The following is a 22608-nucleotide window of genomic DNA, read 5'->3' as shown; positions in this document are numbered from 1 at the left end:
CGGTGTCTCTGGTTCAATGGGCGCTGTTTATCCTTTGCAGGATGGAGTTGTGCCATGGACATTTCGGGAAGCACCGCGTTTTATGCAGGCCTGAGTTCTATTCAGGCTGGGCAGAACCGTGTCGATCAGGCGGCCAGCCAGATCGCCGGCACCACAGTCGATCGTTCGGCCTCCAGCCAGTCCTCCGACGCTCAGATCGACCGCTTGCGCTCGGTCGATCGCAGCCAGCAATCGAATCTGGCCAGTAATATGGTTGATATGTCCCAAGGCAAAATCCAGGCAGAGCTGGGCGTCAAAGTCGCCAAGGCTTCTGACGAAATGCTCGGTACATTGATCGATACTTTCGCTTGATCCCTCGCTGAACCTGTTTACCTGAACACCGCCCTTGGCGCGGTGTTCTGTCAGGCACGTCCTTCTCGTTCAACTAATCTTTCCTACACGGTTTGTTGCCTTGCGCACCAGCTGCGGGCCTTTGCGTGCGCGCTATTCACTTGGGGCATGACGAACGGCAAAAGATCGACGCTTGACAAGATTTCGGCGTAAACGTATGTTTCAAACAACTGTTTGACCGCCACAACAATTCATTGCGGTCGTTCATTCCCGGTTACATCAGCAGAGGTTTATCGCTATGCCTGACTACAAGGCCCCCTTGCGTGATATTCGCTTCGTTCGTGACGAACTGCTTGGCTACGAAGCGCACTATCAGAGCCTTCCGGCTTGCCAGGACGCTACCCCGGACATGGTTGACGCCATTCTCGAGGAAGGCGCCAAGTTTTGTGAGCAGGTGCTGGCTCCGCTGAACCGCGTGGGTGACACCGAAGGCTGCACCTGGAGCGAGTCCGGCGTTAAGACCCCGACCGGTTTCAAAGAAGCCTACAAACAATTCGTCGAAGGCGGCTGGCCAAGCCTGGCCCACGACGTAGAGCACGGTGGCCAAGGCCTGCCGGAGTCTCTGGGTCTGGCTGTGAGTGAAATGGTCGGTGAAGCCAACTGGTCGTGGGGCATGTACCCAGGCCTGTCTCATGGCGCGATGAACACCATTTCCGAGCACGGTACGCCTGAGCAGCAAGAGGCTTACCTGACCAAACTGGTGTCCGGCGAATGGACCGGCACCATGTGCCTGACCGAACCGCACTGCGGCACTGACCTCGGCATGCTGCGCACCAAGGCCGAGCCTCAGGCTGATGGTTCCTACAAAGTTTCCGGCACCAAGATCTTCATCTCGGCCGGTGAACACGACATGGCCGACAACATTGTCCACATCGTTCTGGCTCGTCTGCCGGATGCGCCTGCTGGTACCAAAGGTATTTCGCTGTTCATCGTTCCAAAGTTCCTGCCGAACGCAGACGGCACCATCGGTGCACGCAACGCCGTGACCTGTGGTTCCCTGGAACACAAAATGGGCATCCACGGTAACGCCACCTGCGTGATGAACTTCGACGCGGCCACCGGTTTCCTGATCGGCCCGGCGAACAAAGGCCTGAACTGCATGTTCACCTTTATGAATACCGCGCGTCTGGGTACGGCTCTGCAAGGTCTGGCGCACGCCGAGATCGGCTTCCAGGGCGGTCTGAAATACGCTCGCGATCGTCTGCAAATGCGCTCCCTGACTGGCCCGAAAGCGCCGGACAAAGCCGCTGACCCAATCATCGTTCACCCTGATGTACGTCGTATGCTGTTGACCATGAAGGCATTCGCCGAAGGCAACCGTGCGATGGTTTACTTCACGGCCAAGCAGGTCGACATCGTCAAGTACGGCGTGGATTTCGAGGCGAAGAAGAAAGCCGACGCACTGCTGGCCTTCATGACTCCGATCGCCAAAGCCTTCATGACTGAAGTCGGCTTCGAATCGGCTAACCACGGTGTGCAGATCTACGGCGGCCACGGCTTCATCGCCGAGTGGGGCATGGAGCAGAACGTTCGCGACAGCCGTATTTCGATGCTGTACGAAGGCACCACCGGTATCCAGGCGCTCGACCTGCTGGGCCGTAAAGTGCTGATGACTCAAGGCGAGGCTCTGAAAGGCTTCACCAAGATCGTCCACAAGTTCTGCCAGACCAACGAAGGCAACGAAGCGGTCAAAGAGTTCGTCGAGCCGTTGGCTGCACTGAACAAGGAATGGGGCGAGCTGACCATGAAGGTCGGTATGGCCGCGATGAAAGATCGCGAGGAAGTCGGCGCTGCGTCGGTGGACTACCTGATGTACTCCGGTTACGCCTGCCTGGCCTACTTCTGGGCTGACATGGCGCGCCTGGCTGCCGAGAAACTGGCTGCCGGCACCACCGAAGAGGCGTTCTACACCGCCAAGCTGCAGACCGCGCGCTTCTACTTCCAGCGCATCCTGCCACGTACCCGCACTCACGTTGCAACCATGCTGTCGGGCGCTAACAACCTGATGGACATGAAAGAAGAAGACTTCGCACTGGGCTACTAAGTCCTGCGGAGCGCTTCAAACAGCCGCTGCTTCTTCGGGAGCAGCGGCTTTTTTCTGCCCGCTGAAAATGGCTGCAAATATTCCCGACTAAAACGCTAAGTAGAACGCTTTTGCTGCCGTTAAAGAGTGTGCGGTGTGATGGGCGTCACATTGCATGTGCTTAATTGTCAGGAATGCAGGCACAATGCCATCCATTGATTTGCCGGGCCGGAGCTCTACCCTTGCCGCGTTCTTCCGCTGTACGTCTCAGTCACTTTTTACCCTCACTACTGTTGTTGCTCGCGGGGCTCGCGGCTGCCTACGTCAAGGATCTCAACGTCTTTTTCACCTCACTGTTCAACGTGCTGCCAACCCTGGTGCTGTTGCTCGGCGGTTCGTACTGCGCGGTTTACCGACGTCAACGTGAACTGTTTCTGATGGTCACGGTGTACATCGCCTACTACCTGCTCGACACCCAAACCGATTACTACCGTGATTACGGCAAGGTGCGTGACGACGCGGCGGTGGTTTTCCATCTCTGCTGTTTGCTGCTGCCTTTGCTGTACGGGCTGTTTGCTGCCTGGCAGGAACGTACCCACCTGTTTCAGGACATGGTTGCCCGCTTCGCCGTACTGCTGGCATTCGGTAGTGTTGCATTGGGGCTTGAGCAGAGTTACCCACAAGCGTTGCTGATGTGGCTGTCGGAAATACGCTGGCCGGCATTGCATGGTGCCTGGATGAGTTTGATCCAGTTGTCCTATCCGGTGTTCCTCGCGTCCTTTGTGTTGTTGGCGTATCAATACTGGCGCAACCCACGGCCGCTGCATGCGGCGCAATTGGTGGGCTTGCTCGGACTGTTCTGGATGTTGCCCAAGACCTTCATCCTGCCGTTCACCCTGAACATCATGTGCAGCCAGGTGATGTTGATGATTGCCGCGGCGGTCGCCCACGAAGCCTATCAAATGGCTTTTCGTGATGAACTGACGGGCCTGCCGGGGCGTCGCGCCTTGAACGAGCGCATGCAGCGTCTGGGCCGCAACTATGTGTTGGCGATGAGCGACGTCGACCACTTCAAGAAATTCAACGACACCCACGGGCACGATGTCGGTGACCAGGTGTTGCGGCTGGTGGCCAGCAAGTTGTCGAAGATCGGCGGCGGTGGCCGGGCGTATCGTTACGGGGGCGAGGAGTTTGCCTTGGTGTTCGCCGCCAAAACGCTCGAAGAGTGCATGCCGCACCTGGAAGTCATCCGTGAGTCGATTGCCACCTACAACATTCAGCTGCGCAATCAGGACAGCCGTCCGCAAGACGATCAGCAAGGTCGGCAACGCCGTGCGGGCTCTGGCGCCTCAAGCGTTTCGGTCACGGTTAGCATCGGTGTCGCCGAGCGACTGGAGCAGCGGACCCCGGAAGAAGTCCTGAAATCCGCAGACCAGGCGCTCTACAGCGCCAAGGGCGCGGGGCGAAACTGCGTGATGGCATTCGGGAAAAGCCGCCGTGGTGCGGTGCGTATGGAAGGCGCTGCGGGTTAGTGGTGAACGTGCATTCGGCGTATGGGCTGTGATTGTCCGAAGCGATTCACAGCAGCAGGTTTGAATGATCTGCAGACGGATAAACGACCAGCCCGAGTACAAGCCTCTCCCTGCGCGATAGCGCTGCCTCTGAAAGATCGCAGCTTGCGGCAACTCCTACACTACAGATGGGCCTGTAGGAGTTGCCGCAGGCTGCGATCTTTTTTTCAGTGACCAAAAATTACAAATAGGTCACTAGCTGACCCTATGTATCGTAAAAGTTGTTCGGGTACACTCAAGACCTTGCTGAAATCCGATCCTACGAATCACTTTTCAAGTTCTCACGAGGTTTGCCATGGCTGACTACAAAGCGCCCTTGCGCGATATGCGCTTCGTCCTCAATGAAGTTTTCGAGGTTGCCAAACTGTGGGCTGAACTGCCCGCCCTGGCCGATACCGTCGATGCCGAGACCGTCGAGGCAATCCTTGAGGAAGCCGGTAAAGTCACCAGCAAAAGCATCGCACCGCTGAGCCGTGCTGCCGACGAAGAAGGCTGCCATTGGAGCGACGGCGCCGTCACCACGCCAGCAGGTTTCCCACAGGCATATCAGACTTATGCTGAAGGCGGTTGGGTCGGCGTCGGTGGTGATCCGTCCTACGGTGGCATGGGCATGCCGAAAGCGGTTTCGGCTCAGGTCGAAGAAATGGTCAACTCCGCCAGCCTGTCGTTCGGTCTGTATCCGATGCTGACTGCCGGGGCTTGCCTGTCGATCAACGCTCACGCCAGCGAAGAACTGAAAGCCGCTTACCTGCCAAACATGTACGCCGGTGTCTGGGCAGGCTCCATGTGCCTGACCGAGCCGCACGCGGGGACTGACTTGGGGATTATCCGTACCAAGGCTGAACCGCAAGCAGACGGTTCCTACAAGGTCAGCGGAACCAAGATCTTCATCACCGGCGGTGAACATGACCTGACCGAAAACATCATTCACCTGGTGCTGGCCAAACTGCCGGATGCCCCTGCGGGTCCGAAGGGTATTTCGCTGTTCCTGGTTCCGAAGTTCATGGTCAACGCCGACGGCAGTCTCGGCGCGCGTAACCCGGCTAACTGCGGTTCGATCGAACACAAAATGGGTATCCAGGCATCCGCTACCTGCGTGATGAACTTCGACGAAGCCGTGGGTTACCTCGTGGGTGAGCCGAACAAAGGCCTGGCGGCCATGTTCACCATGATGAACTACGAGCGTCTGGGTGTCGGTATCCAGGGCCTGGCCAGCGGCGAGCGCTCTTACCAGAACGCGGTTGAATACGCTCGCGATCGCCTGCAAAGCCGTTCGCCGACAGGGGCGCAGAACAAAGACAAGGTCGCCGACCCGATCATCGTTCACCCGGACGTACGTCGTATGCTGCTGACCATGAAAGCCTCGAACGAAGGCGGTCGTGCATTTTCAACCTACGTGGCCATGCAACTGGATACCGCCAAGTTCAGCGAAGACCTGACCACCCGCAAACGCGCCGAAGACCTGGTGGCCTTGCTGACGCCGGTCGCCAAAGCATTTCTCACGGATCTGGGCCTGGAAACCACCATCCACGGCCAGCAAGTCTTTGGTGGCCACGGCTACATCCGCGAGTGGGGCCAGGAACAACTGGTGCGTGACGTGCGGATCACCCAGATCTACGAAGGCACCAACGGCATTCAGGCGCTTGACCTGGTTGGGCGCAAGATCGTCGGTAGCGGCGGGGCGTACTACAAGTTGTTTGCTGATGAGATCCGTCACTTCACCGCTACCGCGAGCGCCGATCTGGCTGAGTTCACCAAGCCGTTGAACGACGCTGTCGACACGCTGGACGAACTGACCGCCTGGCTGTTGGACCGTGTGAAAAATAACCCGAACGAAATCGGTGCGGCCTCGGTCGAGTATCTGCAAGTGTTTGGCTATGTGTCCTACGCCTACATGTGGGCACTGATGGCCAAGGCAGCTTTTGGTAAAGAGGCGCAGGACGACTTCTACGCCAGCAAACTGGGCACCGCACGCTTTTACTTCGCTCGCCTGCTGCCACGGATTCATTCGCTGAGCGCTTCGGTCAAGGCCGGTAGTGAGTCGCTGTTTCTGTTGGATGCGGCGCAATTCTGAGAAGTGTAACGTCATGTAAGCATTTGCTTACGTGACGTGCTGCTGTTTTCCCCTGTTCCAGGATTGGATCCAGAGCTAATCTACTTCACATGGACGTAGCGCAGGAAGCGCAAAGCAATAACACGGACACGTAGGATTCTGCCAGGACGGCGGAGTGAAATGGATGTCAGGGAAACAGTCTGCAAAGCCCCGCTTCGGCGGGGTTTTCTTTTGCCTGCGATTTATGTTTTTGCCGTTCAGCCCTGAACATCCAGTACCGTCGGGCTCGTCATCCGCCCGGCCGGGCTGTTTATCACGTCTTCCAACAGGTTGCGCAGCAACTCCAGCGTCGCTTGCTGACGTTGAACGTCGCGACAGACCAATCCTACTTTCAGGGGAACCCGCGGCTCACTCAAGGGTTTCCACAAGAGCGCCTTGTTTCCGTGTTCCTGCTGCGAGCGTCCAGGTAGGACAGTGGCCAGTCTGGTGTGGGGCAAACTGTCGAGGATCCCCGCCATGTTGTTCAGTTCCGCCTGTACTTGCGGGCGGCGTCCGAGATTGGCCAGTTGTCCCTGCCAGATCTGCCGAACCTGAAACTCTTCCCCCAGCAACAGCATCGGCAACTCCGCGGCCTGACTCATGGAGACTTTCTTGAATTCACGCAACGGATGATCGGCAGGGATGACCAGGGTCAGTTCATCTTCATACAGCAAAACGCCATGCAGCCCGGGTTGGCGCGGCGGCAGATAGCTGATACCGATATCGAGTGAGCCATTGAGCAATCGACGTTCGATTTCCAGCCCCGTGAGTTCATAGATCTGTACCACCAGGTGTGGTTGCGCCTTGCGCACACGCTCCAGCATTTTGGGTACCAGGCTGGTGTGAACGGTTTGCAGCACACCGATAGCCAAGGTGCGCAACGCCTGGCCCTTGAAGTTGCCCAAGGCCTCGCGCGCACGCTGCAGACCGTCGAGCAAGGGCAGGGCGTGGTTGTACAAGGTATGCGCGGCCAGGGTGGGCAGCAGGCGTTTACTGCTGCGTTCGAACAGGCCCACGTCGAGGTTTTGCTCCAGTTGGCGGATCTGCTGCGACAGCGCCGGCTGGGAGATCGACAGGCGTTCGGCAGCCCGTCCGACATGGCCTTCTTCATACACCGCGACGAAATAACGCAGTTGCTTAAAATCCATAAGTAATTCTTATCAAAAAAGCTGGAAAATCGAAATGGCTCAGCGCCTGACAGAAGCCTAGTCTAACCGCATTCACAAGGCTTACAGGGCCAGAAAGCGCGATGAATACCGTTTACGTTGATGGTGTTTACATAGGCAAGGCAAAAAATCTCGGACAGGGTTTGATCTGCGATACCGACAAACAGCGGATTGCCAATCGACTCTGGTTATGGCCGCAAGGCCTGGGCAGCGATGAACACGGCGATCCGCGTTTTCATACTGGCCCCGAACGCGCCCTGCATCATTACCCGTCCGAACACTACGCTTACTGGCGCAAACGTTATCCACAGATCGACTGGAACGCTCCGGCCTTCGGTGAAAACCTTTCAACCCGCGGCCTGACCGAAGAGCAGGTGTGCCTGGGCGATATGTTTCGCTGGGGCGGTGCGTTGTTACAGGTCAGCCAACCGCGCTCACCGTGTTATCGGTTGAGCCACCGCTTGGGTGTGCCGATCTTGCCGCAACTGGCGCAGGATACAGGGCGCTGCGGCTGGTTCTACCGCGTTCTCAAGCCTGGTTTTGTCAGCGCCGATCAGCCGTTCGAGCTGATCCAGCGCAGTTACCCCGGCCTGACTGTGGCCTGGGCGTTGCGCTGTTTTTATCGAGAGCCGCTTGAGCATGCCGGTTTGAAAAAGCTCGTCGACTGCCCGGCGCTGTCTTCGCGCTGGCGTGATATTGCACTCAAACGTTTACGCACCGGGCGCGTCGAGGATTGGTCTTCGCGTCTGCTGGGTTCGCCGCTTGAGGGAATGCGCGCATGAACCTGTTCAGCCTGCGTCGCCAACAGCCGAGCCTGGATGATCTGGTGGTGGAGCATTTTCGGCCTTCCAGGCACGACAACCTTTCCAGCGAGTGCCTGATGCCCAGTGTCAAGCGACCCCAGCAAGTTTTCGTTCGCGGTCAGGGTTCCTGGCTTTGGGACAGTGACGACCGCGCGTATCTGGATTTCACCCAAGGTGGCGCGGCCAACAGCCTCGGCCATAGCCCATCGGTGCTGATCAAAGCCATCTCCGCTCAAGCGCAAACGCTGATCAATCCGGGTTCGGGTCTGCTTAACCGTGGCCAACTCAATCTGGCCGAACGGTTGTGCGCCAGTACCGGCAGCGACAAGGTTTATCTGCTCAACAGTGGCAGTGAAGCTTGCGAGGCGGCGATCAAGCTGGCGCGCAAATGGGGGCAACTGCATCGTGGCGGTGCATCGCGAATCATCACCGCCAGCGGTAGCTGCCATGGCCACGGCTTTGCGGCGATGTCCGCGTCGGATTGTCAGAACAATCGCTTTGAGCCACAACTTCCGGGTTTCAGCCACGTTCCGTTCAATGATTTGCCTGCGTTACATGCGGCGGTAGATGCGCAAACCGTAGCTATCCTGCTTGAGCCGATCCAAAGCGCCGCCGGGGTGGTTCCGGCGACCGGGCATTACCTCAAAGGTGTCGAGCGCCTATGCCGTGAGTTGGGGATTTTGCTGATTCTCGACGAAGTGCAAACCGGGATTGGCCGTTGCGGCAGTCTGCTCGCCGAACAGTTTTATGGCGTGCGCGCCGACATTGTTGTGCTGGGCAAAGGGCTGGGCGGCGGGGTGCCAGTGGCGGCGCTTCTGGCGCGCGGCAAAGCCTGCTGCCTCGAGTCGGGCGAGCTGGATGGCACCCATCACGGCAACGCGTTGATGGCCTCGGCGGCGCAGGCAGTTCTGGACAGCGTGCTGGATCACGGCTTCCTCGAACAGGTTCGCGATAGCGCTCAACACTTGCGCGAAGGCTTGAGCCGATTGGCCAACCGTTACGGGCACGGTGAACTGCGTGGCCAGGGGCTGCTCTGGGGGCTGACACTGAGTGACGATTCGGCTGACGCCGTGGTGAGCGCGGCGTTGTACGAAGGTTTGCTGTTGAGCGCCCCGAAACCCGATTGCCTGCGGTTTACGCCGGCGCTGACAGTCAGCAAGACCAATATCGACGAAATGCTCCTGCGCCTGGCCCGAGCCTTTTCCCGGGTGCGCACGGCCCAACTTCAATGTCGCAAAGGCATCGCGGTCTGAACAGACCGGCCCTTCTCTAATTCCCTAACCGTCTTGCGGTATAACGCGTCGCCCCATGTCTGATTTTTTTGGCATGGGGCGTTTTTTTGTCTCAGCGATTTTCCAAACCCTACTCAGTGCTTGAGTGATTGCCAGAACAATGGCTTTTTGGCGGAGTCGGCGAGGACTGCCGATGCCATCACGCATTGATTCTGCGGATGGCTTGGTTTGTAAGTGTATACCACTGAGTGGTATGGTAATGGGAAGGGATGTCCATGACGATCAGGCTGTTCAAAACAAGGCGTTTTACCGTCCAGGCAGGCAAAGCCTGGATCGGCGATGACGAGCTCAGGTCAGCGTTCCGCGAGTTGCTTAAAGGGCAGGCAGACAGTTTGGGAGGTGGCGTCTGGAAAAAGCGCTTGAGCGAAAACCGTCACCGTTCGATTGTTCTGGCCAAGGGGGGACGGTACTGGGTTTACCAGTTTCTGTTTGCCAAGAAAGACCAGAGCAACATCAGCCAAACGGAGTTGGCTGCCTTTCGAGAGTTGGCCAAAGCCTACGAGAGGTTGAGTGACACACAGGTCCAGCAACTGCTGGATATGAGGGAGTTTGTGGAGGTACATCATGAGTAAGAAGTTCAAGAGTGAAGCCCTTGAGTCGGTTCACGACTCGGCCACTGCATTATTGTCGATCGGCGCTATCAGCAAGACCACCATGCGCCAGTTCGATGAGACATGCCTGGCACAGGTGCCAGAGGCGATTCCCGCCGAACAGATCAAGCAACTGCGCGAGCGTAACAATGTCAGCCAACCGGTGTTCGCCCGCTATTTGAATACCAGTGCTTCTACGGTCAAACAGTGGGAAGCGGGTGACAAGCACCCCAGCGGGATGGCATTGAAGCTGCTGAGCATCGTGCAGAAGCATGGGCTGGAAATACTGGCCTGAGTTGAACGGCAAGTGCTGCAAGCCCGGATCGCAGCCCGGTGGCTGCGATCTTTTCAAGACACTCTGTCCCCCGCCAGCGGTCAGGCGTTCTTCTGCTCCATCACCTCGCGATAAAACAGCCATTCCTGCTCCAGCACATGGGCCTGATTGCTGGCCTTGCGAAAGCCGTGGCGTTCGTCCGGGTAGTAATGGGCCTGGGCGGGAATGCCCTTGGCCTGCAGGGCCGTGACCATATCGCGGGTCTGTTGCGGTACCACCACAGCGTCGAGTTCGCCTTGGAAGAAGATCACTGGCACGCGGATTTCACTCGCGTGCAGCAGCGGTGTGCGGGTGGCGTAGCGCTCGGCATCCTGCTGCGGATCGCCGATCAGCCAGTCCAGATAATCACCTTCGAATTTATGGGTGGTGCGGCTCAGGGCCGCCGGGTCGCTGACGCCGTACAAACTGGCGCCCGCGCTGAAGACGTCCCGAAATGCCAGCGCGCAGAGCGTGGTGTAACCGCCGGCACTGCCACCACGAATGAACGCGTAATTGTCGTCGATCAAACCTTGCCCGGCGAGGTAGGCGACCACGGCGCAGGCGTCTTCGACATCCACGTCGCCCCAGCTCAGGTGCAGCGCCTGCCGATAGGCGCGACCGTAACCGCTACTGCCGCGATAGTTAAGGTCGGCGACCGCGAAGCCGCGTTGTGTCCAGTACTGGATTCGCGGATCGAGCATCGGGTAGCACGCCGATGTCGGCCCGCCATGAATAAACACCAGCAACGGAGGTTTGGCGACATCGGTCATGGCCGGATAAAAGAAACCATGGGCCTCGCCGGCACCGCTGGGGTAGCGCAGTGTTTGCGGCTGGCTGATGTGCTTGGCGGGCAGCGGTGCCACTCCGCCCGCCAACACCCGGACTTGATGGCTTTTACGGTTGATGGCAATCACCGCGGAAGGGCTGACCGGCGAAGCCGCGATGCAGTAGACAGATTCCTGGTCCAGCGCCAGATTTCGGAAGCGACTGTAATCGCCAGTGAAATCCTCAACGGAATCACCAGAGCGCAGCCCAAGGCGTCCGAAACCCTCCACGGTCCAGTTCGCCAGGTAGTTCTTTTCGTCAAGCGGCAACCAAGTGCAACCGCCAAGCTGCCACGGCGCCGGAGCATGATCCGCGTCGCTGCTGGGCAGCGGCTGCAAGCCTGATCCGGTTTCGCCCCACGGCTGCCAGAATCCGGCGCGATCGGTCAGGCAATACAGGCGGCCGGCATCATCGAAGCGAGGCTGTTGCAAGGACTCTTCAGACGCGTCACCCGCTACGCAGCGCGGCCGGCCGAAAGCGCCGTTGGCATCGCGCTCGGCGACCATCAAGCGGGTCGCGGTCCAGGGTTGATGCGGCCGGCTCCATTCGATCCAGGCCAACCGCCCGGCATCCGGACTCAAGGTTGGAGCCGAGTAGAAGTCTGAGCCTTCGGCCAACAGCTGACGTTTGCCGTCTGCCGGATCTATGGCCACCAGGCGATGCTGATTGCCTTGCTCTTCGACGGCGAGTACCTGCCCGCCGGCAAATTGCAGATCGCCGTAACGGTATTCACCCACGGTCAACGCCTGTGGTATTTCACCGGCCAACGATTGCCGATACAACTGCTGATCCGTCTCGTTGACGAAGACCACGCCATCATCGCTCAAGCAAAACGACCCGCCACCGTATTCATAGACTCGACTGCGCGCGCTGAACCCCGGCGGGGTCAGGCAATGGGCGGTGTTGTCGCGCCAATGCCAGATTCGGCAGGCACCATCTTCGGGGCGGTACTCATTCCAGAACAAACCCTGAGCGCCGACACACAAGTCAGTGAAATCGACGCCGGCCGCTACGGCTTTGAGGGCGCTCAAGGGTTCAGCTTTTAACGATGAGGCGTGAGTTCCGTTCATTGCGAAATTCCAGTTGCTCGATGGTCTGGGTGGCGTGCTCGGCTTCTTCGCGGGCCTTGAGGATCACGCCGTGATGTTCTGACTTGCTGCACACCGGGTCGGCGTTGCTCGCGTCACCCGTGAGCATGAAGGCCTGGCAACGGCAGCCGCCGAAGTCCTTTTCTTTCTCGTCGCAGGAGCGGCACGGCTCGGGCATCCAGTCGTAACCGCGAAAGCGGTTGAAGCCGAACGAGTCGTACCAGATGTGCTGCATGCTGTGATCGCGCACGTTCGGGAATTGCACCGGCATCTGCCGTGCGCCGTGGCACGGCAGGGCGGTGCCGTCTGGGGTCACGGTCAGGAAAATGCTGCCCCAGCCATTCATGCAGGCCTTGGGGCGTTCCTCGTAGTAGTCCGGGGTGACAAAGATCAGCTTGCACGGGTGACCTTCGGCTTCGAGTTTGGCCCGGTATTCATTGGTGATGCGCTCGGCGCGCACCAGCTGTTCCCTGGTCGGCAGCAAACCGACGCGGTTGAGCTGGGCCCAGCCGTAGAACTGGCAGGTGGCGAGCTCGACGAAATCGGCTTCCAGGGCGATGCACAGCTCGATGATGCGGTCGATCTTGTCGATGTTGTGCCGATGGGTGACGAAGTTCAGCACCATCGGATAGCCGTGGGCTTTTACTGCGCGGGCCATTTCGAGTTTCTGCGCGAAAGCTTTTTTTGAACCGGCCAACAAGTTATTCACCTGTTCATCGCTGGCCTGGAAACTGATCTGGATGTGATCGAGACCGGCCTTCTTGAAGTCGCTGATTTTCTGCTCGGTGAGGCCAATCCCCGAGGTGATCAGGTTGGTGTAGAAGCCCAGTTTTCGAGCCTCGGCGATCAGCTCGGCGAGGTCCTGACGCACCAAGGGTTCGCCGCCAGAGAAGCCCAACTGCGCCGCGCCCATTTCCCGTGCCTCGCGAAACACCTTGAGCCACTGCTCGGTGCTGAGCTCTTTGCCTTGCTCGGCGAAGTCCAGCGGGTTCGAGCAGTAGGGGCATTGCAGCGGGCAGCGGTAGGTCAGCTCGGCGAGCAGCCATAGCGGCAGGCCGATCTCGGGTTTGGGCGGCAATGGCAGCGCCGCTGATTCAGGCAAGCTCGATCCAGTGCTCTGCACGGGCGACCTCCATGAATTGCTCGATGTCGTCACCGAGTTCGGGGACGCCGGGGAACTGGGCGTCCAGTTCGGCAATGATCGCCGCGACGTCACGTTTACCGTCGATCAGGCCACCAATCAGCGCGGCGCTTTCGTTGAGTTTGATCATGCCTTCCGGGTACAGCAGCACGTGGCCTTTTTGCGCCGGTTCGTACTGGAAGCGGTAGCCGGGACGCCAGCGCGGGGTCTTGCTGCGGTCGAAACTCATAAGGCGATCCCTTTATGCCAGACCCGTTGCTCAGTCACGCTGTGATAAGGCGGGCGGTTCAGTTCATAGGCCATGCTCATGGCATCGAGCATGCTCCAAAGGATGTCCAGTTTGAACTGGAGAATTTCCAGCATGCGCTGCTGGCCTTTATAGGTGGTGTAGTGCTGCAGGGTGATTGCCAGACCGTGCTCGACATCGCGCCGCGCCTGACCCAGCCGGGTGCGGAAATACTCATAACCGGCCGGATCGATCCACGGGTAATGCTGCGGCCAGCTGTCCAGGCGTGACTGGTGGATTTGCGGCGCAAACAGTTCGGTCAGCGAGCTGCTGGCGGCTTCCTGCCAATTGGCCCGGCGGGCGAAGTTGACGTAGGCATCCACCGCGAAACGCACGCCGGGCAACACCAGTTCCTGGGAACGCAGTTGGTCCGGGTCCAGGCCAACGGCTTGGCCGAGGCGCAACCAGGCTTCGATACCACCGTCCTCACCGGGCGCGCCGTCGTGGTCGAGCAGGCGTTGAATCCACTCGCGACGGACTTCACGGTCCGGGCAGTTGGCCAGAATCGCAGCGTCCTTGAGCGGGATATTCACCTGATAGTAGAAACGGTTGGCGACCCAGCCCTGGATCTGCTCGCGGGTCGCCCGGCCTTCGTACATCGCCACGTGATACGGGTGATGGATGTGGTAGTAGGCGCCCTTCGCCCGAAGCGCCTGTTCGAACTCGGCGGGGGAGAGTGGTGTGTCAGTCATTTCGGTTCTCCGGGGAATAACCGTTGGATTCTGTGGTGTCTGCTCTGGCCTCATCGCGGGCAAGCCTTGCTCCTACAGTATTGCGTCGCACGCCATTTGCGCGCTCGCCAAAGGTCTCGTAGGAGCAAGGCTTGCCTGCGATAGACCGCGTAGCGGTCTCCGTTCTTACAACTCGATACTCATGCCATCGTAGGCCACTTCAACATTGCGTCGAACCAGTTCGGCGCGCTCGACCGAGTCCTCATCGAGGATCGGGTTGGTGTTGTTGATGTGGATAAGCACTTTGCGCTGCTGTGGCAGTTGTTCCAGCACTTCGAGCATACCGCCGGGGCCGTTCTGTGCCAGATGCCCCATCTCCCGGCCGGTGCGGGTGCCGACGCCGCGTCGCTGCATTTCATCGTCGTCCCACAGCGTGCCGTCCACCAGCAGGCAATCGCTGCCCGCCATGATCTCCAGCAACGGCGCATCGACCTTGCCCAGCCCTGGCGCATAGAACAACTTGCCGCCGGTACGCAGGTCTTCGACGATCAACCCGATGTTGTCGCCCGGGTGTGGGTCGAAGCGATGTGGCGAGTAGGGCGGTGCGGCGCTACGCAGTGGCAATGGAGTAAAACGCAGGTTCGGGCAGGCCGGGACAATGAAGCTCTGGTCGAGCTCGATGCGGTTCCAGTTCAACCCGCCGTTCCAGTGGGTAAGCATGGTGAACAGTGGGAAGCCGGTGCTGAGGTCTTCATGGACCATGTCAGTGCACCAGACCTGATGCGGGCAGCCTTCGCGCAGGCTCAGCAGGCCGGTGGTGTGGTCGATCTGGCTGTCCATCAGGATGATTGCGCTGATGCCCGTGTCACGCAGGGCGCGGCCGGGTTGCATCGGGGCGAAGTTCTGGAGCTGCGCGCGAATGTCCGGCGAGGCGTTGCACAGGACCCAGTTCACGCCGTCATCGGAAATCGCGATAGACGACTGGGTACGCGCTTCGGCCCGCAGGCTACCGTCGCGAAAACCTGCGCAGTTAACGCAGTTGCAGTTCCACTGCGGAAAACCACCGCCGGCGGCGGAACCTAGAATCTGGACAAACATGGTTGCTCCATCACTTCAACGCTGAAAATAAAAACGCCCCGGACGGGCCGAGGCGTTGTACCGCATGTTCTACCCAAGGGCAGTATCAACGGCTGGCGAAGTACATGGTGACTTCAAAGCCGATACGCAGGTCGGTGTAAGCAGGTTTGGACCAAGTCATAAAAACGTTCCTTCAGGCTCGTGAGAAAAATTCACTCTATACCTATAGCCCACCTCCCGCAGGAGATGTTCAGAGGTTTGCCGGGCTATGTTACTGAAACGTTTCTGCAAATTGGAGACATCTCTCGAAGAAAGCCCATTACAGCCCCGGTAATGATCGGGCTGTCGGTTGCCAGGTGCCGTCCGGGCAGGCATTGGTGGCCAGGCATCTGCGGCCACCTGCTGCGTGAATCAGGCGCTTTGCTGCATCGAGCAAAGCTGTGCGATTCAGTAGCAACACGGCCTGTTGCAGCTCAGACAGGTAATCCGATGAATGGCCGCCCAGTTTGCCCTGCCACAGTAGTTCAAAGGCTTGGGCAAACGGGATGAGATTGCCGTCGAGCTGCTCGGCCAAGGTCTGGCGCTGATTGATCAAGGACGCATCATCGAGCGTCGAGATGAGTTCAGGCAGTTGCTTCAGGAAGGCTTCGATGTGTTCGAGGATCTCTTTCGCCGATGCGTTAGGCGATTGCACGCCAAACAGCAGCCCGGTCTGTCCATTGATCTGACGGACACCACTGAACACTGCGTAACCCAATTGCAGTTCGACCCGCAGGCGCTGATAGAACGGCGTTTGGCAGAGTTGCGCGAGCAGGCGCCACGCGGCTTCGTCGGCCAGATCCTGAGTGGGCGTCGGGCAAAACAGCAATAGCGCATTTTCGTTGGCGTCACTGGGCACTTCGCTCCAGAGGTGTTGGCCGGCAATGGAGGCGGGCGCGGTCATCTCACTGTCAGGAATGCCAGGTACGCGGCTCAAGGCGCGGGTGATCGCTGTTTGAACAGTCGCCGGCAGACCTGCGGCCAATCCATCCCAGCGTGCAGTGGCCCAGATCTGCTGTAGGACATCAGCGCCGGCAGGCTGCGATGTCGACTGCGAATCCTGTCCCAGGCAATGTGCTGGCAACACCTTAAGCAATTGCCGGATCGCGATCAGCGGTGCTGACGACTCGGTACTGAGCCAGGCATCGGCGGCGGGATTCATCAGACACAGCAGCGCCTGTTCGAGAATCGCCGGCATCGGCTCATGTCGTCCGCTGATTTTCAGCAACCATTGATTGCCCGTTTCGCTGAAGGACAGCTCGACGCCCGCCTGACTGGCGTCATCGCGCAGGCCTTGCAGGCTGCGGGCCAGTGTCGGTTGAAGATTGGCTGGCGGTGCGGAGTCGAGGCGCCAACGCAGGCAAATCGCCGCTTCGCCATTATCGTCTGCGAGACCTTGGTTGAACTGCATCGGCGAGCGCTCACGGCGACCGCGCGTGCGATCCTGGGCAAACGTGCGCAAGCCGCGATGGGCGCTGGTTTGTCCACGGATCAAACCGGCTGGTGCTGGCACTTCGGCCGAACGCAGGAACGGATTGGCGGGTGGCAGTTGCCAGACGACATCCAGGTTATCCACAGGTGTCGGGCTCATCTGCTGAACTATGGCTTTAAGCGCAATGGCACCCGAATCCGACAGTTCTGGTTCAAGCTTCTCACTGTCCAGTCGGGCAAGTGCCAAGGCGTTGCTGGTTTGACGCTTTTGCTGTTGCAGCAGGGCATATTCTTCGCGCAACTTCGACCAGTCGGCAGCGTCGGCGAAGAAGCTCAGCCAATCACCCAGCAGCTCACGGATTATCCCGGCCTGCGTTGCGGCACTGGCCGTCAGGTTGAACTCAACCTGCAGCAGTGCTTGTCCGGCGAATTGGTACAGCGGCGCCGCCTTCAGGTTGTCGATCAATTGGCGATGGCGTAACTCGGCGAAGACGCCTCCCGGTTTCGACGTGTTCAGCCAGGTGCAGAGAAAATCCAGCGCTTCACGGGATGCGTTCGGCAAGGCTTCGAATGCAAACAGCAGGTTGAGTCGGCGTTCGTCAGCCTGTTGATAATTGTTGTTTGCGGTTGCCATCAACGTGGGCGGGGCGCTTTGCGGTTGCTGTTTACCGACGGCGAAGTCGCCGCTCAAACGCTCGGCCAGGCTATGCAACTCATCCACAGACTGCGGACCGGCAAGGCTCAGCGTTATTTGACCGGTTTGGTAGAAACGCTGATAGAACGCGCTTAAGGCCTGTTGAAACTCAGGCTGCTGTACCGCCAGGCTGTCGCGATTGCCGGCATGGAAACCGCGCAATGGATGATCTGGCGAAAGCCCGCTGAACAATGCGACCTGTCGTTGCGCTTCAGCATCTTGAGACCAGGCAATGAATTCAGCTTCCAGTACTTCCCGTTCACGCAACTGATCATCCGGATTCAGGCGCGGGTGGGCGAGCATGTCGCACAAACGCTCAAGCCCTCCGGCGAAGTCCTGAGGCGGCAGTTCGAAGAAGAAGTCGGTGGTGCGCTCGCGGGTGCTGGCGTTCAGTTGCCCGCCGTGACGTTGCACGTAGGCCATCAACCCATCGTCAGCAGGAAAGCGTTCGGTGCCGAGAAAGAACAGGTGTTCAAGAAAGTGCGCCAGCCCAGGCCAGGCCAGCGGCGCATCGTGACTGCCAGCAGCAACCCGTAAAGCCGCGGCGCAGCGTTTCAAACCGGGCGCATGACGAAGCGAAACCCGCAGGCCGTTGGCCAGGGTTTCGACGTGAGGGAGAAGGTGGGTCGGCGCAGGCATGAGCACTTCCGCTACTTAAGAAGTGCTCATGCTAGCGAAAACATGGGATCAGCGCTTGTTCAGCTCGCCGTAGAGTTCTGGTCGACGATCGAGAAAGTAGCGATTGGCGGCACGAGAATCGACCATCAGTTGGCGATCCAGCGTACCAACGATCAGCGCTTCATCCAGGCCGGCCTGGGCGATGCGACTGCCATCCGGTGCGGCGATGCTGCTTTGACCGCAGTAGTGGATCTCGCCTTCGTGACCACAGTAATTGGCGTACGCCACGTAACATTGGTTCTCGAAGGCCCGTGAGCGCACGGTGACATCGGCGATGAAGTCGTAGGGAATCATGTTCGCCGTCGGCACCAGAATCAGCTCGGCGCCGGCCAGCGCCAGGCGCCGGGCGTTTTCCGGAAACTCCAGGTCGTAGCAGATCAAAAAGCCCAGCTTCCAGCCGTTGAGTTCCACCAATGGAAACTCATCCGGCCCAACGCTGAACATCGAATGATCGAGCTCGCCGAACAGATGAGTCTTGCGGTAGTTGGCCAGACGCTGGCCCCGGCTATCGATCAACTGCACGGCGTTATAGATCTGCCCGTCCTCGGCGCGTTCCGGATAGCCATACACAATGGCGATACCGGAGGCCTTGGCGATGCTCGCGATGTACTGCGCGCAAGTGCCGTCTTGCGCCTCGGCCAACGCGCCAACCGCTTCGGCGCCGATGTTGTAGCCGGTCAGGAACATCTCCGGGAACACCAGCAGATCGGCGCCTTTGGCCTCTGTCGCAAGCTTTTGCAGGCGCTGCAGATTGCCGGCAACGTCGAGCGGCAGCGGCGGGCATTGGTAGAGCGCTACGCGCATTTCGGAGTCCTCTTACTCGGGCAGGGCAATCGGGCCGATTTCATGGAACACATCGCCCGGGCCTGGGTTTTCGACGTGGGTTTTACCACCGAAGTGATTCATGATGCCCCATACCGCGTTGAGCGAGGTCTGTACCGCGCCTTCGACCCAGGCCGGTGTCCACGAAACATCGTCGCCAGCGATAAAGATCCCACGCTGTTCGGCGGGCATGTCCTGTTGCATGAAGTGTGCATACATCCGCTGGTTGTAGCGATAGTGACCGGGCAGGGCGCCTTTGAATGCACCGAGGAAATGCGGGTCGGCTTCCCAGGACACAGTAATCGGGTCGCCGATGATGCGCGCAGCGATGTCGACTTTTGGATAGATCTTCTTCAGTGCATCCAACGCCAGCTTCACGCGTTTTTCGATCGGTTGCGGAAGCATTTTCAACGCGTCGCTCATCCACGAATACGACAGGCAAATCACGCCCGGCTTATCGTCGCCGTTATCGAAGAGGTAAGTGCCACGGGTCAGGCGATCGGTGAGGGTCATGCTCATCAGGTCGCGACCGGTTTCCGGGTCTTTGTCTTTCCAGAATGGCCGGTCGACCATCACGAAGGTTTTCGACGATTGCATGTAGCGGGTGCGGTCCAGGGCCATCCACATTTTTTGCGAGAACAGCGACTCTTCGCACTCGATCTGAGTGGTCAGCAGCCAGCTCTGGCAAGTGGTCAGCACAGCGGCGTATTCGCGGGTGTCACCCCAGTTGTCGGTCACGCTGAAACGGCCATCGGCGGCGCGTGCGATGCGTTTGACCCCGGTGCGCGGTGCACCGTTGTGCAGTGAACTCAGGCTGGTGCCTGCCGGCCAGTGAGCGCAGCGCTCCGGCACATGGCGCCAGATGCCCAACGGCACCTGCTCTACACCGCCGACCACCAGGTGTTGGTGATCGTCGCAGTTGGTCATGACTACGCGGAAGATTTCCAGCATCGAGTTCGGGAAGTCCGAGTCCCAGCCACCGGTGCCGAAACCGACCTGGCCAAACACTTCGCGGTGGTGGAACGACAGCTTGGCGAAGGCTTTGGAGGTGGCGACGAAGTCGTAGAAGGTCCGGTCATCCCACAGCGGAACGAGGGTGTTCCACAGCTCTTTGAGGCGCGGTACATCGCGATCGCGGATCGCTTGCTGAATCTCGCCAAAGCGTGAGCCGTCCTCCAGTGCATCGGCCCAGGCGTCGGCCACCTCCTGGAACAGTGCAGGAAGGTCGGCGAGTTTCTGTGCGTAATGGGTTTGGCCTTCCAGGTCGATGACGGTGCTGCCGGAAGCTGGGGTCAGCGGGTTAGGGAAAGGCTTGGTCTCAAGACCGAGCTTGTCGACGTAGTGATAGAACGCAGTGGACGACACCGGGAAGCGCATGCCACCCAACTCGGCGATGATCCCTTCAGCGCCTTCGAAGGCCTGGGAGCGCAAGCGGCCACCCATTTTCGAAGCTTCATAGACGACCGGCTTGAGGCCCAGTTTCATCAGCTCGTATGCGGCCACCAGCCCCGCGATACCTGCGCCGACAATCGCCACTTCCGCGCCGTGGTTGTGCGCAGGAATACTGCCTAAGCCAGCCGGGTGCTCGATCCAGTCGTCAAAGGCGAATGGAAAGTCCGGGCCGAAAATGGTGACTGGTTTTTTACCGTCTGCAGGATGGCGATTGTTCTTGTTCATGGCTGACCTTGCTGGCGACTCGCACTCGGTGCTGAGTATAGGAAAAGACTGTCGCCATTCTAGGGAGCGTAGAGCACGTTAATAAGACGCAATGTGTCGTCGTTCTGCATATTGTTTGTGCAATATGACGAGATGATCGATCAAACTGGCTGGCCACGGTCAATTTTGCTGCTGAGGATGATCGACGTGGTGGTTTTTTCTACACCGTCGACACTACCGATCTGGTCGAGCAACTGGTCGAGCTGTTCCGGTGAATCGGTACGCAGCCAGGCCACGTAATCGAATTCGCCGCTGACCGCACACAACTGCTGAACCTGCGCCATGGCGCTGAGCCGACGCAGTACTTCCTTGCCGGAGCGCGGTTGCACGGTGATCCCGACATAAGCCTGCAAACCGCCATCGACCACTCGCTGCCCGAGTCGCACGCCGTAGCCGGTAATGACCCGGGCCTTTTCCAGCCGCGCCAGGCGTGACGTCACTGTCGTGCGTGCAATACCCAATTGCCGGGCGAGCATGGCCACGCTTTCACGAGCATTGATTTGCAAGGCCGCGATCAGTTGGCGGTCGATTTCGTCGAGGACGGGAGGGCGGGTATCAGGCAAGGTCATCTCCGGCGGCACATTTCAGTGGCGAGCATGTTACCGACTGGTGAGCCGTAAAGGGCTGTGCGATGGATCGGTTTACACGCGGAACGCCTGCATGATGCAGGTCATTTGACCAAGGCCCTGACTTCTTGAATTTTTATATTGGGTATCACGCTGTCGGGGATTCTAGAGTTGCCAGAGAGGTTGTAGACAGAGAAGTTCTTGTTCATGACTTTTTTCGACATCAACTTCAATGACGGAAGAATTCGGGTGTGGAAATGTTGATCGAGTTCACACGGGGATATGCGGCTATCAGCCGTTTCATAGAACCGACCACTGGATTGTTGCAAGTCAACCCCGACCAGGATCACCTTGGTGAAACCGGCATGGTAGGCAAGTTGTAGAGCAAGATAAGCCACGGTGCGGGAGTCGAAAAAGCCATCGCTGAGATTTTTGCTAAACCCGATGCTCTTTCTTCGGTGGCCAAAAATAGAACGACTGCGTACGAGATCGTTGTTCTTTTTGAAGATCGAATCGACCCAGGATTGTTTAGCTGCCGACTTTAGCGCGTATAGCTTGCCGTGAGGTCGAATGCTGTTTCGCCGGATGAACTCCTCCCACAAGGCGACTCGCTGGCTAATCTGCATCGCGTGCGAAAATAGTTCGGGCTGCTGAGTCGGGAAGCTCATGTCCGTACAAGCGTAGAAAAACGGCTGGATCGCGGTGCCCTCGAAAAGTGCGACCGCGCCGTTCATTGTGATCATCGGAACATGAGCGAATTCTTCAATGGGAAAGTCTTTGGCGGAACTGCCGGAGGCAATGATGAAAACAGTTCCTGTTTCTATGTTGTGACACTCATTGAACCCGTTCACATAACTAAGTTTGTTATCGATCATGAAATATTTTTCGCTTGCGTTCATCAGGTGTCCGTTGGTCATGCCAATGGCATCGATTGTTTATTCTTGTCGGTGGTTGGCATCGATACCGAATTTCAAGATATCTGATAGCGCGTCATTCGTCATGGGGCTTCGATGTAGCCTGATGAGCGCTTGATATCGAATGTGGGTCAGGAAAGGGTCTCGAATACCAAGCCCGACACGCTCGTGCGACGTGGGTTTTCTATCGAGCCGACCGATGACCTGCTACTTGCGCCAAGGCGCGCGAACTCAAAAATGCACAAGACATTGCGCTGGGTATGTATGGCGTCATGCAATCGTGAACTGTAGACGTTTTTTTCGCCAAATGCATGGCGTAAATGCCATGGGCTTGGTGTCCCGGACTTCTCATGGTTACAGAAAAGCCGCGCAATGCGCGGCTTTGAGTTTGGTGGGCCCACACGGACTTGAACCGTGGAC

Annotated in this window: 20 protein-coding genes; 8 read left to right on the top strand and 12 right to left on the bottom strand. The window is 58.6% G+C overall.

Annotated elements, in window-relative coordinates; translation table 11 throughout:
* The first annotated feature begins 54 nt into the window (after nucleotides 1-54).
* The 4 genes from AABM55_RS26815 to AABM55_RS26800 all read left to right on the top strand — a co-directional run bounded on the left by AABM55_RS26815 (nucleotide 55) and on the right by AABM55_RS26800 (nucleotide 6058).
* Entirely contained in the window at nucleotides 55-351 is a 297-nt protein-coding gene (locus tag AABM55_RS26815; RefSeq protein WP_054594343.1) for a hypothetical protein, read from the top strand.
* A gap of 277 nt (nucleotides 352-628) precedes the next feature.
* Nucleotides 629-2434: a phenylacyl-CoA dehydrogenase gene (locus tag AABM55_RS26810; RefSeq protein ID WP_347928176.1), complete on the top strand. Its 1806-nt coding sequence runs from the start codon at nucleotides 629-631 to the stop codon at nucleotides 2432-2434.
* 221 nt (nucleotides 2435-2655) lie between these two features.
* Nucleotides 2656-3945 carry a GGDEF domain-containing protein gene (locus AABM55_RS26805; protein ID WP_347928175.1) on the top strand — a complete coding sequence of 430 codons (1290 nt, stop codon included), beginning with the start codon at nucleotides 2656-2658 and terminating at the stop codon, nucleotides 3943-3945.
* A gap of 334 nt (nucleotides 3946-4279) precedes the next feature.
* A complete protein-coding gene (locus tag AABM55_RS26800; protein ID WP_347928174.1) occupies nucleotides 4280-6058 on the top strand; it encodes an acyl-CoA dehydrogenase C-terminal domain-containing protein in 1779 nt (592 codons plus the stop codon).
* A 236-nt stretch (nucleotides 6059-6294) separates the two neighbouring features.
* Here the strand turns inward: AABM55_RS26800 and AABM55_RS26795 are convergent, their stop codons facing one another.
* The gene (locus tag AABM55_RS26795; protein WP_103315894.1) at nucleotides 6295-7224 is read right to left on the bottom strand and encodes a LysR family transcriptional regulator; all 930 of its coding nucleotides are present in this window, start codon (nucleotides 7222-7224) and stop codon (nucleotides 6295-6297) included.
* A 101-nt stretch (nucleotides 7225-7325) separates the two neighbouring features.
* Here AABM55_RS26795 and AABM55_RS26790 point away from each other — a divergent pair, with 101 nt between their 5' ends.
* From AABM55_RS26790 to AABM55_RS26775, 4 genes are all read left to right on the top strand, one after another.
* Complete coding sequence (locus tag AABM55_RS26790; RefSeq protein WP_054594338.1) at nucleotides 7326-8024, top strand: MOSC domain-containing protein; 699 nt, start codon at nucleotides 7326-7328, stop codon at nucleotides 8022-8024.
* Complete coding sequence (locus tag AABM55_RS26785; protein ID WP_347928173.1) at nucleotides 8021-9298, top strand: aminotransferase class III-fold pyridoxal phosphate-dependent enzyme; 1278 nt, start codon at nucleotides 8021-8023, stop codon at nucleotides 9296-9298. The genes AABM55_RS26790 and AABM55_RS26785 overlap by 4 nt, the downstream gene beginning before the upstream one ends.
* Before the next feature lie 254 nt (nucleotides 9299-9552).
* Nucleotides 9553-9909: a type II toxin-antitoxin system RelE/ParE family toxin gene (locus tag AABM55_RS26780; protein WP_054594336.1), complete on the top strand. Its 357-nt coding sequence runs from the start codon at nucleotides 9553-9555 to the stop codon at nucleotides 9907-9909.
* Nucleotides 9902-10222 (top strand): DNA-binding transcriptional regulator, encoded by a 321-nt coding sequence (locus AABM55_RS26775; protein WP_103315897.1) that lies wholly within the window; start codon nucleotides 9902-9904, stop codon nucleotides 10220-10222. Before AABM55_RS26780 ends, AABM55_RS26775 begins: the two co-directional genes overlap by 8 nt.
* 80 nt (nucleotides 10223-10302) lie before the next feature.
* On the opposite strand, the gene AABM55_RS26770 is transcribed toward AABM55_RS26775, so the two are convergent.
* From AABM55_RS26770 to AABM55_RS26720, 11 genes are all read right to left on the bottom strand, one after another.
* Nucleotides 10303-12135 (bottom strand): S9 family peptidase, encoded by a 1833-nt coding sequence (locus tag AABM55_RS26770; protein WP_347928172.1) that lies wholly within the window; start codon nucleotides 12133-12135, stop codon nucleotides 10303-10305.
* Nucleotides 12101-13237 carry a pyrroloquinoline quinone biosynthesis protein PqqE gene (gene pqqE / locus AABM55_RS26765; RefSeq protein ID WP_347930087.1) on the bottom strand — a complete coding sequence of 379 codons (1137 nt, stop codon included), beginning with the start codon at nucleotides 13235-13237 and terminating at the stop codon, nucleotides 12101-12103. Before pqqE ends, AABM55_RS26770 begins: the two co-directional genes overlap by 35 nt.
* 10 nt (nucleotides 13238-13247) lie before the next feature.
* On the bottom strand, nucleotides 13248-13523 hold the full coding sequence (gene pqqD, locus AABM55_RS26760; protein ID WP_054594332.1) for a pyrroloquinoline quinone biosynthesis peptide chaperone PqqD: 276 nt from the start codon (nucleotides 13521-13523) through the stop codon (nucleotides 13248-13250).
* Nucleotides 13520-14272, bottom strand: a complete 753-nt coding sequence (gene pqqC / locus AABM55_RS26755; RefSeq protein WP_054594331.1) for a pyrroloquinoline-quinone synthase PqqC — start codon at nucleotides 14270-14272, stop codon at nucleotides 13520-13522. The genes pqqD and pqqC overlap by 4 nt, the downstream gene beginning before the upstream one ends.
* Before the next feature lie 165 nt (nucleotides 14273-14437).
* The gene (pqqB, locus tag AABM55_RS26750) at nucleotides 14438-15349 is read right to left on the bottom strand and encodes a pyrroloquinoline quinone biosynthesis protein PqqB (RefSeq protein ID WP_347928171.1); all 912 of its coding nucleotides are present in this window, start codon (nucleotides 15347-15349) and stop codon (nucleotides 14438-14440) included.
* A gap of 85 nt (nucleotides 15350-15434) precedes the next feature.
* Nucleotides 15435-15509: a pyrroloquinoline quinone precursor peptide PqqA gene (gene pqqA, locus AABM55_RS26745; protein ID WP_003194766.1), complete on the bottom strand. Its 75-nt coding sequence runs from the start codon at nucleotides 15507-15509 to the stop codon at nucleotides 15435-15437.
* Nucleotides 15510-15647: 138 nt separating this feature from the next.
* Complete coding sequence (pqqF, locus tag AABM55_RS26740) at nucleotides 15648-18131, bottom strand: pyrroloquinoline quinone biosynthesis protein PqqF (protein WP_347928170.1); 2484 nt, start codon at nucleotides 18129-18131, stop codon at nucleotides 15648-15650.
* A gap of 48 nt (nucleotides 18132-18179) precedes the next feature.
* The gene (locus tag AABM55_RS26735; RefSeq protein WP_054594328.1) at nucleotides 18180-18974 is read right to left on the bottom strand and encodes a carbon-nitrogen hydrolase family protein; all 795 of its coding nucleotides are present in this window, start codon (nucleotides 18972-18974) and stop codon (nucleotides 18180-18182) included.
* Nucleotides 18975-18986: 12 nt separating this feature from the next.
* Complete coding sequence (locus AABM55_RS26730; protein WP_216743881.1) at nucleotides 18987-20669, bottom strand: NAD(P)/FAD-dependent oxidoreductase; 1683 nt, start codon at nucleotides 20667-20669, stop codon at nucleotides 18987-18989.
* A gap of 140 nt (nucleotides 20670-20809) precedes the next feature.
* Complete coding sequence (locus AABM55_RS26725) at nucleotides 20810-21271, bottom strand: Lrp/AsnC family transcriptional regulator (protein WP_008067391.1); 462 nt, start codon at nucleotides 21269-21271, stop codon at nucleotides 20810-20812.
* Between the two features lie 107 nt (nucleotides 21272-21378).
* Nucleotides 21379-22173, bottom strand: coding sequence for a hypothetical protein (locus tag AABM55_RS26720; RefSeq protein ID WP_054598193.1), 795 nt, complete (start codon nucleotides 22171-22173; stop codon nucleotides 21379-21381).
* Nucleotides 22174-22608: the final 435 nt, after the last annotated feature.

It is taken from the genome of Pseudomonas helvetica, from assembly GCF_039908645.1.
GTDB classification, from domain to species: Bacteria; Pseudomonadota; Gammaproteobacteria; order Pseudomonadales; family Pseudomonadaceae; genus Aquipseudomonas; species Aquipseudomonas helvetica.
The sequence above is the reverse complement of the archived record's forward strand: the minus strand, read 5'-3'. Positions and strand labels throughout refer to the sequence as shown.

Coding starts and splice junctions, on each gene's coding strand:
- AABM55_RS26815 (WP_054594343.1), top strand. CDS start 55: ATGGACATTTCGGGAAGCACCGCGTTTTATGCAGGCCTGAGTTCTATT.
- AABM55_RS26810 (WP_347928176.1), top strand. CDS start 629: ATGCCTGACTACAAGGCCCCCTTGCGTGATATTCGCTTCGTTCGTGAC.
- AABM55_RS26800 (WP_347928174.1), top strand. CDS start 4,280: ATGGCTGACTACAAAGCGCCCTTGCGCGATATGCGCTTCGTCCTCAAT.
- AABM55_RS26795 (WP_103315894.1), bottom strand. CDS start 7,224: ATGGATTTTAAGCAACTGCGTTATTTCGTCGCGGTGTATGAAGAAGGC.
- AABM55_RS26790 (WP_054594338.1), top strand. CDS start 7,326: ATGAATACCGTTTACGTTGATGGTGTTTACATAGGCAAGGCAAAAAAT.
- AABM55_RS26785 (WP_347928173.1), top strand. CDS start 8,021: ATGAACCTGTTCAGCCTGCGTCGCCAACAGCCGAGCCTGGATGATCTG.
- AABM55_RS26780 (WP_054594336.1), top strand. CDS start 9,553: ATGACGATCAGGCTGTTCAAAACAAGGCGTTTTACCGTCCAGGCAGGC.
- AABM55_RS26775 (WP_103315897.1), top strand. CDS start 9,902: ATGAGTAAGAAGTTCAAGAGTGAAGCCCTTGAGTCGGTTCACGACTCG.
- AABM55_RS26770 (WP_347928172.1), bottom strand. CDS start 12,135: ATGAACGGAACTCACGCCTCATCGTTAAAAGCTGAACCCTTGAGCGCC.
- pqqD (WP_054594332.1), bottom strand. CDS start 13,523: ATGAGTTTCGACCGCAGCAAGACCCCGCGCTGGCGTCCCGGCTACCGC.
- pqqC (WP_054594331.1), bottom strand. CDS start 14,272: ATGACTGACACACCACTCTCCCCCGCCGAGTTCGAACAGGCGCTTCGG.
- pqqB (WP_347928171.1), bottom strand. CDS start 15,349: ATGTTTGTCCAGATTCTAGGTTCCGCCGCCGGCGGTGGTTTTCCGCAG.
- pqqF (WP_347928170.1), bottom strand. CDS start 18,131: ATGCCTGCGCCGACCCACCTTCTCCCTCACGTCGAAACCCTGGCCAAC.
- AABM55_RS26735 (WP_054594328.1), bottom strand. CDS start 18,974: ATGCGCGTAGCGCTCTACCAATGCCCGCCGCTGCCGCTCGACGTTGCC.
- AABM55_RS26730 (WP_216743881.1), bottom strand. CDS start 20,669: ATGAACAAGAACAATCGCCATCCTGCAGACGGTAAAAAACCAGTCACC.
- AABM55_RS26720 (WP_054598193.1), bottom strand. CDS start 22,173: ATGAACGCAAGCGAAAAATATTTCATGATCGATAACAAACTTAGTTAT.